At 72.4% G+C, this 10,826-nt stretch carries 11 protein-coding genes; 3 read left to right on the forward strand and 8 right to left on the reverse strand.

What is annotated here, in order from left to right:
* Positions 1-419: 419 nt before the first annotated feature.
* The 6 genes from ACIBU0_RS19965 to ACIBU0_RS19990 form a co-directional block, all read right to left on the reverse strand.
* Entirely contained in the window at positions 420-1,832 is a 1,413-nt protein-coding gene (locus tag ACIBU0_RS19965) for a condensation domain-containing protein (protein WP_398819863.1), read from the reverse strand.
* A gap of 119 nt (positions 1,833-1,951) precedes the next feature.
* A complete protein-coding gene (locus ACIBU0_RS19970; protein ID WP_398819866.1) occupies positions 1,952-2,950 on the reverse strand; it encodes an isopenicillin N synthase family dioxygenase in 999 nt (332 codons plus the stop codon).
* A 7-nt stretch (positions 2,951-2,957) separates the two neighbouring features.
* On the reverse strand, positions 2,958-3,407 hold the full coding sequence (locus ACIBU0_RS19975; protein ID WP_398819869.1) for a nucleoside deaminase: 450 nt from the start codon (positions 3,405-3,407) through the stop codon (positions 2,958-2,960).
* The gene (locus ACIBU0_RS19980; protein ID WP_398819872.1) at positions 3,361-4,374 is read right to left on the reverse strand and encodes a transglutaminase-like domain-containing protein; all 1,014 of its coding nucleotides are present in this window, start codon (positions 4,372-4,374) and stop codon (positions 3,361-3,363) included. The genes ACIBU0_RS19975 and ACIBU0_RS19980 overlap by 47 nt, the downstream gene beginning before the upstream one ends.
* 115 nt (positions 4,375-4,489) lie before the next feature.
* Entirely contained in the window at positions 4,490-4,705 is a 216-nt protein-coding gene (locus ACIBU0_RS19985) for a hypothetical protein (RefSeq protein WP_398819874.1), read from the reverse strand.
* A 40-nt stretch (positions 4,706-4,745) separates the two neighbouring features.
* A complete protein-coding gene (locus tag ACIBU0_RS19990; protein ID WP_398819877.1) occupies positions 4,746-5,465 on the reverse strand; it encodes a MerR family transcriptional regulator in 720 nt (239 codons plus the stop codon).
* A gap of 104 nt (positions 5,466-5,569) precedes the next feature.
* On the opposite strand from ACIBU0_RS19990, the gene uvrA reads away from it, so the two are divergent.
* The gene (gene uvrA, locus ACIBU0_RS19995; RefSeq protein WP_398819880.1) at positions 5,570-8,038 is read left to right on the forward strand and encodes an excinuclease ABC subunit UvrA; all 2,469 of its coding nucleotides are present in this window, start codon (positions 5,570-5,572) and stop codon (positions 8,036-8,038) included.
* A 107-nt stretch (positions 8,039-8,145) separates the two neighbouring features.
* Positions 8,146-8,712, forward strand: coding sequence for a hypothetical protein (locus tag ACIBU0_RS20000; RefSeq protein WP_398819883.1), 567 nt, complete (start codon positions 8,146-8,148; stop codon positions 8,710-8,712).
* 238 nt (positions 8,713-8,950) lie between these two features.
* On the opposite strand, the gene ACIBU0_RS20005 is transcribed toward ACIBU0_RS20000, so the two are convergent.
* Complete coding sequence (locus ACIBU0_RS20005; protein ID WP_398819885.1) at positions 8,951-9,928, reverse strand: zinc-binding alcohol dehydrogenase family protein; 978 nt, start codon at positions 9,926-9,928, stop codon at positions 8,951-8,953.
* Between the two features lie 158 nt (positions 9,929-10,086).
* Here ACIBU0_RS20005 and ACIBU0_RS20010 point away from each other — a divergent pair, with 158 nt between their 5' ends.
* The gene (locus ACIBU0_RS20010) at positions 10,087-10,422 is read left to right on the forward strand and encodes an ArsR/SmtB family transcription factor (protein ID WP_398819888.1); all 336 of its coding nucleotides are present in this window, start codon (positions 10,087-10,089) and stop codon (positions 10,420-10,422) included.
* Between the two features lie 30 nt (positions 10,423-10,452).
* Here ACIBU0_RS20010 and ACIBU0_RS20015 read toward each other — a convergent pair whose 3' ends face one another.
* Entirely contained in the window at positions 10,453-10,779 is a 327-nt protein-coding gene (locus ACIBU0_RS20015; protein WP_398819890.1) for a PLD nuclease N-terminal domain-containing protein, read from the reverse strand.
* Between the last annotated feature and the right edge of the window lie 47 nt (positions 10,780-10,826).

The raw sequence follows: 10,826 nt of genomic DNA on the forward strand, positions 1-10,826 counted from the left end.
GACGCTGTGCGGTGGGACGTGCCGGTGCCGGTGCACGACGCTGTCGGAGACGGCTTCCAGCGCGCCGCCCGGCCCACCGCCCCGCGAACCCGGCGAGCAGGGCGCCGCGCTCGGCTTCACCCATGAGTTCCAGGGCGAGACGGAGTCGGAACAGCGCTGGCGGGCCCGGTTCGAGCGGCTGATCGAGGTGCTGGAGGGCGGATCCCAGGGACGCTGTGCGGTGGGACGTGCCGGTGCCGGTGCACGACGCTGTCGGAGACGGCTTCCAGCGCGCCGCCCGGCCCACCGCCCCGCGAACCCGGCGATCCACGACCCGCCCCCGTCCACCAGCAGGATCCGCTCCACCCCACGCCGGACGCACCCGGGAGTCGGCGGCCGGCCGGCCGCCCGCTGCGACCGCGAGCAACCGTTCGGTGCGCTTACGAGACGGGCGGGCGTGCGGACGGGACCGCCGAGGCGATGACGTCCCGTAGCCGCTCCACGTACAGCCGCATGTTCTTGTGCGCGATGTCGGTGTCCGGGAAGCGGCTCGCGAACCACAGGCCCTCGTGGAGCCGGGTGATCCAGGCGCACACCTGGTCGCCGTACGACACCCTGATCAGCCCGTACGCCTTCTGCTCGGTCCAGCGCACGGAGCCGGGGACGCCGCGGGCGTCGACGTAGGAGACGATCGAGTACAGGTCGGGGGAGGTGGGGCGGAAGTCCGAGCCGAGCAGGCGCAGCACGCGGGCGAGCGGCATGCGGGCCAGGTGCCGGTTGGCGTGCAGCGCGGCGCGTACCGTCCGCAGGGCGCCGGGCAGGTCGCGGGCCTCGGACATGGGGATCTCGATGGGGGCGCCGCCCACGTACCAGCCGACGGAGTCCGACCAGCGGGACTTCACCCGGGTGTGCAGGGGCACGACGGTGCGGTAGACGGGCTGTCCGCCGATGTCGTGGACGGCGAGGGCGGTGGCGGCCAGGACACCGACCGCGCTGCCGCCGTAGGGACGGCAGTACGCCTCGAAGGCGGCGGCGGTGTCCGCGTCCGTGAGGCTCTCGCGCAGGAGACTCTGCGTGGGCAGCCCGCCGTCGGGGTCCAGGCCGAGGTCGAGGGGGAAGTCCGGCAGCCTGCCGTCGCAGCGGCCGACGAACTCCCGCCAGCGGGCGACGATCTCGTGGCTGTCGTCGATCCGGTCCGCGTCCGTCCGTTCGATCTCGCAGAAGTCGACGTAACTGCCGACCGGCGCCAGTGTCGTGGCCCGGCCCGCGACGGCCGCCGCGTAGAGCTCCTGGATCTCGGCGGGGATGCGGTGGATGGAGTGGCCGTCGACGTTGCTGTGGTCGAAGGCCATGTACACGCTGGTGGAGTCGGAGCGGACGACGGCCGCGTAGATGAGGTTGGGCCAGCGCAGCGCGTCCGCGGTGACGTCGAAGCGGCTCTGGAGGTGCCGCACCAGGTCCGCCGGCTCCGTGAAGTCGCCGACGTCCTCGCGCTGCAGGGACACCGCGTCGGCGTCGAGCGTGAACCGGCGCATCTCGTCGCCGGGTTCGCCCGACCAGCGGAAGCCGCTGCGCAGCGTCTCGTGCCGCAGCGTCCAGCCGCGCAGCGCCTCCTGGAGCGCGTCGAGGTCGGCCCGGCCCGGAAGGTCGAACGCCGCACCGAGCCAGGTCGGCACGAACAGGCCGTCGTCGCGCACGGACCGGGCGGTTCTGATGTGCGACTCCTGGATGTACGCCGGCGGCCGTGAGTCCTCCGGCAGTCCCGTCGCCGCCGCGACGGCCGCCGGACCGAGCGTCCATTCGACGAGACGTCCGGGCCGGACCTCGCAGCGCTGGATGTCAGTGATTCGCACAGGCGGCTCCATTAGCGGCGGGGGGGGACACACCCGAAAGGGTGGTATCCCGCCCAACGAGGCAACCCTTTCCCAGAAACGGTTCGCTGCGATCAGCCCAGGCGGAGCGGCCGACGGCGTCAGCCGACGGTGATCGAGTCCAGCTTCGCCCGCAGATACACATGCGAGTCGACCGGTTCGTACGCCACCCGCCCCACCGGCGCGGGCACGGACTCGACCAGCGTCCCGGGCGTGCACTCGCCGAAGTAGACGAGGGACATCAGCTCCTCGGCGGGCGCGTCGGCGGGCGGCGGCAGCACGCGATGCCGCCCGGACCGCCACCGGTCGCCGGTCCAACGGGCCATCAGATCCCCGATGTTGATGGTGAGGGCGTCCGGATCGTACGGCGCGTCCTCCCACCCCGCACCTCCGTCCGCGGGGTCCGTGTAGACCTGCAACCCGCCCTTCCCCGCCTGCCGGTCGAGGATCGTCACCGTCCCGAAGTCGGTGTGCGGACCGATGCGGAACTGACCGGGCTCCGGTTCCCCGACGACTTCGGTCCCCGGGTACCAGTTGATGTTGAAGCCGTACGTCGGGTGGTCCATGTGCCGGGTGAAGAAGTCGGGTTCGAGACCGAGGGCCGCGCCGAGCAGGGAGAGCAGCCGGTTCTCCAGCTCGCCCATCCGCGCCAGGTACTCCTCGCACAGCGACCGGAGGCCGGGCACCTCGGCCGGCCACACGTTGGGCGCGTACCACTCGGCGTTGACGACGGGGTCCTCGAACGGCTCGTGCGTCGCGAAGGTCAGCGACTCCTTGAGGTCCGGCGGGGTTTCCGTGCCCTCCGCATAGCCGTTGGCCTCGGCGCCGGGCCCGAGCCAGCCGCGGCCGCCGACCCTGGCCGCGTAGGCCTGCTTGACCTCGGCGGGGAGGACGAAGAAGGCACGGGCCGCCGCTCGGATCCGCGCGCGCAGCGCCGGGTCCACACCGTGCCCGGTGACCAGGAGGAACCCGGCGGTCTGCAGGGCCTCGTCGACGGTGCGGGCGATCGCTCCGCGCGTCTGCGCGTCCCCTTCGAGCCAGGGCCTGAGGTCGATCGTGGGGATGCGTGGCGCGTGTGGCGTATGTGACGTGTGTGGCATGCGTGGCCTACTCACCGATGTCCTCGTTCCACAGGGCCGGATGGTTCCTGACGAAGTCGCGCATCATCCCGATGCACTCGGGATCGTCCAGGAGCACGACGTCCACGCCGTGCTCGGCCAGCCAGTCGTGCCCGCCGTGGAAGGTGACCGCCTCGCCGATCACCACCCGCGAGATCCCGAACTGCCGGACCAGGCCGGAGCAGTACCAGCAGGGCGAGAGCGTGGTGACCATGGTCGTTCCGCGGTACGACCGCTGCCGTCCCGCCGCCCGGAAGGCGGCCGTCTCCGCGTGCATGGACGGGTCGCCGTCCTGGACGCGCCGGTTGTGACCGCGGCCGAGGAGTGCCCCGTCGGGGCCGTAGAGCGCGGCGCCGATGGGAATGCCGCCTTCGCCGAGCCCGGCACGCGCCTCAGCTACGGCGGTACCGAGCCACTGGCGCGCCTGTGCTTGATCCATGACCCCACTCTCCTGTGACCGGAACACTGCCGCCGGCGGAACACTGCCCCTGGCGCAGGGTGACGAGACTCGGTCCGTTGAAGGGGGCGTAACACGTCACCGTCTTCGGGGTGCGCAGTACGTCGTCCTCGGTGAACAGCCTTCTCGCCGCCTCGACGGAGAAGTCGCCGCTGACGACGGGGGCGACCCGGTCGTAGAACGCGCGTGACGACTCCGGCAGCGGTTCCCCGGGCTTCCCCTCGTCCTCGCTCCACACGTCCCACAGCAGCGTCTCGACCTTGTTCACGGCGGCGAGGTCGAGCCGGATGTTGCCGGCCACGAACCGCTCGCCCCAGAACGGGCCTTCTTCCGGCGGGTGGAGCCCGAAGGTCCTCCGGTCCGCGCCGCCCTCGCGGATGGCCCGCCAGGCCTCGCCCGCGACGAGGAAGCGGTCGCGCGGCACGTCCATCGGGTCGAAGTCCACGTGCCCGGCGTGGTGCAGGGCGGGATCGGCGAGCTGCGGGTCGGCGAGCAGCCAGGTGCCGCGCCGGTCGTCCCAGTACTCGGTGACGACGTGGTCGCAGTGGAAGGCGTCGGCACGGAAGTAGTCGGCGAAGCCCGAGCGCACCCGGGCCGGGATGCCGTGGTGGCGCAGCAACGAGCAGTGCAGCAACGCGAAGTCACGGCAGACCCCGACGAACCGGTCGCCGACCGCACGCGGTTCGGACAGCGGGGCGGCGCTGCGGCCCACGACGATCCGCAGGATGTCGTCGATGTAGCGGGACTCGGCGTCGTGGTGGAGACGGTCGGTCGGATGGATGTGCCGGAACAGCTCGGCCTCCCCGCGGTGGACCATCAAATCCCGGACGACACGGGCCAGTTGAGCGGGGTCGGAAGGGAGGCCGGCGTAGTGGGAGGCGAGTTCGCCGGGATCGGAGAAGGTGCTCTGGGTGGTGTAGAAGGCGACGGCGTCCGGGTGCGCGGGCATGAGGGACCCCCAAGCAGAATCGATTACGCGTTCGATTGCGGGCTGGCGCTCCTCACCGTGTCAAAATTCGCCGCGCATTGTCCATGCCCTCTTCCGCTCCGGCTCCGGGGGCCGGTCACTGCCGGCCGGGCGACATCAGATCCTCCACCACCATCACCAGGGCCGACTTCGGCACGGTGGAGTTCGACGCACTGTCTGTGGAGCCCGAGCCCTTGGTGTCGTTGACGCCCTGGAAGATGCCGAAGTCGATGGGCCCGTCGTCCGCCGAGGCGGGGACGGCGGCGGCGAGGAGGGCCGCGCCGGCGAGGGCGGCGTAAGCGATGATCTTCATGCCCGACCCAACGACGGGACAGGCGCCAGGATGTTCTGCTCTACGCCTTTCGGCCGACGCACTCCAGGTAGTCGTCCAGGCGTCCCGCACCGGACAGCATCGCCCGGGTGCGGGCGGTCAGCATCTCGCCCCGTGTCCTGATCGCCGTACGCAGGGCCTGCGTGCTGCCCTCCCGGCGCAGGCCGTCCAGGACCGGGCGGATCTGGTCGAGGAGGTAGTGGCTGCGGCGCAGGGTGTGGATCAGGCGGGCGTCGCGCACGTCGGCCGGCCGGTAGACGCGGTACCCCGTGCCCCGCTCCCGCTCCGGTGCGAGCAGTCCGGCCGCCTCCCACACCCGCAGCGCCGACGTCCGTACGCCGAGCAGCGCGGCCACCTCGCCGATGCGCAGACCGGAGTGCGGCAGCTCGGCCGGGGGCGCCCCGGTCAGGGTCTCCAGGGCCTCGCTCGTCGCCCGCAACCCGGCCCGCTCCCCGTGCAGCGCGGCATGCGCGGCGTCGACGAGGGCGAGCGCGGCCGGGACGTCACCGCTGTGCACGGCCCGCATGATCCCGGCCGCCGTCACCGGCCCGTACCCGTGCAGCAGCGCGCGGTACGTCAGCAGCGCCCGCCGGTGCACGGCCGTGAACGTCCGGTAGCCGGAGGCGGTACGCGCGGCCGGGGGCAGGACGCCGGCCTCCTCGTAGTTGCGGACCTGCTGCGTCGAGATCCCGGCCAGGCGGGCCAGGTCGACCGGCCGCAGTCGTTCGTCGTCGTTGCTCACGGGACTTGAAGGTTACGCGGCAGGAATCTCCGTGTCATCAGGGAGGCATGTGCGAGACGTCCGGCCAAAGTCTCCACAAGCACTTCAATGGAAAACTTGAAGGCATGGAGGACTGCATCCGCATCACTGGCGCCCGTCTGCACAACCTCGACAACGTCACCCTCGCGATTCCCAAGAACAAGCTGGTCGTCATGACCGGCCTCTCCGGCTCCGGCAAGTCCACCCTCGCCTTCGACACCCTCCACCGGGAGGGCCAGCGGCAGTACATGGAGTCGCTGGGCATGGTCACCGGCCTCGTCAGCCGCCCCTCCGTGGACTCCGTCACCGGTCTGTCCCCGTCCATCAGCGTCGACCAGCACCTCACCAACCGCAGCCCCCGGTCCACCGTCGGCACGGTCACCGAGGTGTTCACCTATCTGCGGCTGCTCTGGTCGCGGATCGGGGTACGGCCGTGTCCCGGCTGCGGGAAGGACGTTCCGCCGTCGCATGCGTACGAGTACGGCTACGACGACGAGGTCTCCGAGGGCGAACAGGTCCCCTGCCCGCACTGCGGCACGCCCGTCCCCGAACTGGTGATGGGTTCCTTCTCCTTCAACAAGCCCGCCGGCGCCTGCCCCGCCTGCACCGGCCTCGGCGAGGTGATCCGGGCGGACGTACGACGCCTGGTCGACGAGGAGCGCTCGGTCACGGAGGGCGCCGTACTGGGCTGGCACCCGAAGACCGTCGAGCGCAATGTGCAGCTGCTGCGGGCGGCGGCCCGGCACTACGGGTTCACCTTCGACGCGGACCGGCCGCTGGGCCGACTGAGCGGACCGGAGCGGGACTTGCTGCTCCACGGCGTCGAGAGCCCGGAGTTCCGGCGCTACTTCCCGGACGCCGAGCCGCCCGCCACCGTCACCGCCGGACGCTTCGAGGGCGTCGCCACCGCGCTGATGCGGCGCTACGCCGAGCGCATCGAGGACACCGAGTACCGCGAGCGCACCGAGAAGCAGGCGCTGGTGAAGGAGGCGTGCGGCGAGTGCGGCGGCGCCCGGCTGCGGGCGGAGAGCCGGGCGGTCACCGTGCACGGCCTGACGATCGTCGAGGCGGCCCGCGCGTCCCTCGACGAACTCGCCGCCTGGCTGGGCGGGTTGCGCGAGCGGGTTGCCGCGGACGAGTGGCTGTTCGTGGAGCCGGTCGTGGCCGACCTCACGGAGCGTGTACGGCGGCTGGTCGACGTCGGCGTCGGCTATCTGACCCTGGAGCAGCCGACGCCGAGCCTCTCCGCGGGCGAGGCGCAGCGGCTGCGGCTGGCCGCGCTGCTGGGCTCGGGGCTCACCGGCGTGCTGTACGTCCTCGACGAGCCGACCATGGGGCTCCACCCTTCGGACACCGCCCGCCTGGTCGACGTGCTGCGCAGGCTGCGGGACCTCGGCAACACGGTGCTGGTGATCGAGCACGACCTGGACGTGCTGCGGGCGGCGGACCATGTGGTGGACGTCGGTCCGGGTGCGGGCCGGCACGGCGGGCGGATCGTGGCCCAGGGGACGCCGGAAGAGGTGGCGCGGGCGGGCGCGGCGGCCGCGGGTCCCTCGGTGACGGGGGCGTATCTGTCGGGGCGGCTGGCGTCGCCCGCGTCGAAGCGGCGGGGGGACGCCGACCGGGCGCTGGTCATACGCGGGGCGCGGGCGCACAACCTCAAGGACCTCACGGTACGGATCCCGCTCGGCCGCCTCGTCACCGTCACCGGGCCGTCCGGATCGGGCAAGTCGACCCTGCTGCTGGACATCCTGGGCCGGGCCGCCCGTCGGCACTTCCACGGCGCCGGTGACCTGCCCGGGGAGCACGACGGGATCGACGGCTGGGAGCACCTCGGCAAGGTGGTGACCATCGACCAGGAGCCGATCAGCCGGCTGCCGCGCTCGAACGCGGCGACGTACTCGGACGTGTTCACACCGATCAGAGAGACCTTCGCTGCCCGCTCCGGGGGACGGCTGACGCCCGGCGCCTTCTCCTTCAACGTCCCCGGCGGCCGCTGCGAACGCTGCGAGGGCGCCGGTGTGCTCTCGGTCCACATGCACTTCCTGCCGCCGGTGGAGGTGAGGTGCCCGGGCTGCCGCGGGCGGCGCTTCCGGCCGGAGGTGCTGTCGGTGCGCCACGACGGGCACGACATCGCCGAGGTGCTTCAGGCGACGGTCGACGAGGCCCTGGGGATGTTCGCCGGCATCCCGGCGATCAACGCGCGCCTGCGACGCCTGTCCGACGTCGGCCTCGGCTATCTCCCGCTCGGCCAGCCGGCCACGACGCTCTCCGGAGGCGAGGCCCAGCGGCTGAAACTGGCGAAGGAACTGGGCCGCAAGGCCGCGGGCAGCACCCTCTACCTCCTGGACGAGCCCACCACCGGCCTCCACTCCGCCGACACCGCCCGCCTCCTCGCCGTACTCCAACGCCTCGCCGACACCGGCCACTCGGTCATCACCATCGAGCACAACCCCGACGTCGCCCACGCCTCGGACTGGCTGATCGACCTGGGGCCGGAGGGCGGGGCGGGTGGGGGGAGGGTGATGGCGGAGGGGGCACCGGGGACCGAATAATGCCCGGGCCATAAGCGCGGGCCCACGGCATAAAGCGCGGGCCCACGGCGCGGGGCCGGAGTTACGCTCGCCCGAGGCCGCCCCCTCGTGCCGAGAGGAGCAACTCCGTGCCCCGTCCCCGCCCCCTGCTCTACCTCGACGTCGACGGCCCGCTGAACCCGTACGCCGCCAAGCCCGAGCGCCGCCCCGACGGGTACTCGACCCACCGTATGAAGCCCGAGGGCTGGCTCGCCCAGCACGGCGACACGCCTGCGCACCGGGTGCGGCCGCTGCGGGTGTGGCTCAACGCCGGCCACGGCCGTCGGCTCCTGGAACTGGGGGAGTCGTACGACCTGGTGTGGGCGACGACGTGGGGCGCGGAGGCGAACACGTTCATCGCGCCGGTTCTGGGGCTGCCGGAACTGGCCGTGGTGGGGTGGCCCACGATGCACGACGCGGGGCCGGACGGCACGTTCTGGAAGACCCGCCACCTCGTCGCGCACGCCGAGGGCAGGCCGTTCGCCTGGGTCGACGACGAACTCGACGCGGCCGACCGCGCCTTCGTCGCCGCGCACCACGACGGCCCCGCGCTGCTGCACCGCGTGGACGCCCGACTCGGCCTGCGCGACGAGGACTTCGCCGCCCTCGACGCGTTCGCGCACGCTCTTCGCCGTCGGGCGCCCGAAGTGTGCTGACGCGGAGGAACGCCGGGGTGGGGAGGCTTGACGGGCTGGTCGGTGAGGGAGCGGGCTTGGCGTGTCGCGGAGCTGCGGCAGCGGGGCGGTGCGCTCGCCGCATCCGTGGCCGCGTGTACCGACGACGCCGGCCGAGTGGGCGGACGAGCTCGCCGAGCACCCGGGCTGCCGCCGAACGAGAGCCGGCATGCCTGAAGGAGCCCCGCGAGGCCCACCCCGCACAGGCGCCCACAGGCTCTCAGCCCCCGGACACCCGCAGCAGCAGCTTGCCCGTGCTCGCCCGCGCCCCCATCAACCGGTGCGCCTCCGCCGCCTCCTCCAGGCCGAACTCCGCCGTCACCGGCAGGGACACCGTCCCGTCGGCCACCGCGGCGAACGCCCGCTCGGCCAGCGCCCGAAGCTCCGCCGGAGCGGTCTTCGCCAACGTCAGGATGGAGAAGCCACCGACCGAGACGCCGAGCGGATACAGCTCGGGCTGCCCCACGCTCCACGGCTCGGCGGAGCTCGCGTTGCCGAAGGAGACCAGACGGCCGAACGGCGCGAGGGAGCCCAGGGAGGCCCGGAAGGTGTCGCCGCCGACCGGGTCCAGGGCCAGATCGACCCCGCGGCCGCCGGTCGCCGCCCGCACCCCCTCCGCGAAGTCGCCGACGAACACCTCGTCGTAGCCGTGCTCGCGGGCGTACGCCGCCTTGGCCTCGCCCGACACCACGCCGTACACCGCACCGGCGCCCGCCGCCTCGGCCAGCTGCCCCACCACCGTGCCGATGCCGCCCGCGGCGCCCTGCACCAGCACCGTCTCGCCGGGCTGCAGCCGGCCCACCGCGTGGACCAGCGCGTACGCCGTCGGCAGCACCGTCGGCAGCGTGGCCGCCGTGCGCAGGCCGACGCCCGCGGGGAGCGAGAAGACGGTCACCGCGTCCGCGACGGCCACGTCCGCATAGGCGCCGCCCTCCGTCAGCGCGGTCACCTCCTGGCCGACGGCCAGGTCCGTCACGCCCGCACCTACCGCCCGGATCCGCCCGGAGACCTCCAGGCCGGGGACGAACGGCAGCCGCGCCACCCGGTAGCCCTCCGCACGTGCCTTGAGGTCGGCGAAGTTCACCCCCGTGTAGGCCACGTCGATGCTCACCTGGCCGGGGCCCGGCTCGGGGACCTCCGCCTCCACGACCTTGAGGACGTCCGGACCGCCGTACTCCTGCACCTCGACCGCACGCATGACGACACACCTCTCCTGAAGTGTTCAACAGGGATCGAACACTCGGGAGTGTATGGTTTTCATCGAACACTCGGCAACCGGTCAGAGATCCACAGATCCAGAGATCCACAGATCCATCGATCCGCAGATCCAGCCGGCGACAGATCAGGGGGTACGGCATGGCTCAGCGCACCGGTACCAGCCATCGGGTCGCCCCCGAGCACACGCACCCGGACGACGTCTCCGTCCAGACCGCGCTCGCCGCGCTCGCCGACCCCGTACGCCTCGCGCTCGTACGGGAGTTGGCGGCGTCCGACGTCTGGTCCCGCAGCTGCGGCAGCTTCGACGTCCCCGTCGGCAAGGCGGCCCTCAGCCATCACTTCGCGGTACTGCGCGGAGCCGGTCTCGTGGAGCAGCGCGACGAGGGGCCCAGGCGTGTCAACCGGCTGCGGAAGGAAGAGTTCGACGCCCGGTTCCCGGGGCTGCTGGACCTGGTGCTGCGGGCGGACCCGTAGCCATCGAGGACGCCGGTCACCCCCTCGGGGTCAGGGCTCGTCCCGCTTGTGCCGGTCGTCCTTCTTCCCGTCGTCGTCCTCGTCCAGGGACTTCAGGAACTCGGGGTTGTCGTCGGGGGCGACCCACTGCTGCCGCTCCCGGCCGGCCCGCATGCCGGACCAGCCGTCGGCGGCCGGGCTGCGCTTCTTGCCCGCGATCAGCCAGGAGATCGAGCCGACGAGCGGGAACACCAGGACGAGGATCGCCCACAGCGGCTTGGGCATGTGGCGGATGTCCTCGTCCTTCGTGCTGATGCAGTCGATGAACGCGTACACGCTCAGCGCCAGTGGCACGAGGAACATCAGCACCCGGAGCATGGGCCCTCTCCAGCGAAACGGTCGTCGGTGCCGGGGGCACGGCCCCC

The sequence above is a fragment of the Streptomyces sp. NPDC049627 genome, assembly GCF_044465645.1.
Classification (GTDB): Bacteria; Actinomycetota; Actinomycetes; order Streptomycetales; family Streptomycetaceae; genus Streptomyces.

Coding starts and splice junctions, on each gene's coding strand:
- ACIBU0_RS20005 (WP_398819885.1), bottom strand. CDS start 9,928: ATGCGTGCGGTCGAGGTGCAGGAGTACGGCGGTCCGGACGTCCTCAAG.
- ACIBU0_RS19975 (WP_398819869.1), bottom strand. CDS start 3,407: ATGGATCAAGCACAGGCGCGCCAGTGGCTCGGTACCGCCGTAGCTGAG.
- ACIBU0_RS19980 (WP_398819872.1), bottom strand. CDS start 4,374: ATGCCCGCGCACCCGGACGCCGTCGCCTTCTACACCACCCAGAGCACC.
- ACIBU0_RS20015 (WP_398819890.1), bottom strand. CDS start 10,779: ATGCTCCGGGTGCTGATGTTCCTCGTGCCACTGGCGCTGAGCGTGTAC.
- ACIBU0_RS19970 (WP_398819866.1), bottom strand. CDS start 2,950: ATGCCACACACGTCACATACGCCACACGCGCCACGCATCCCCACGATC.
- uvrA (WP_398819880.1), top strand. CDS start 5,570: ATGGAGGACTGCATCCGCATCACTGGCGCCCGTCTGCACAACCTCGAC.
- ACIBU0_RS19985 (WP_398819874.1), bottom strand. CDS start 4,705: ATGAAGATCATCGCTTACGCCGCCCTCGCCGGCGCGGCCCTCCTCGCC.
- ACIBU0_RS20010 (WP_398819888.1), top strand. CDS start 10,087: ATGGCTCAGCGCACCGGTACCAGCCATCGGGTCGCCCCCGAGCACACG.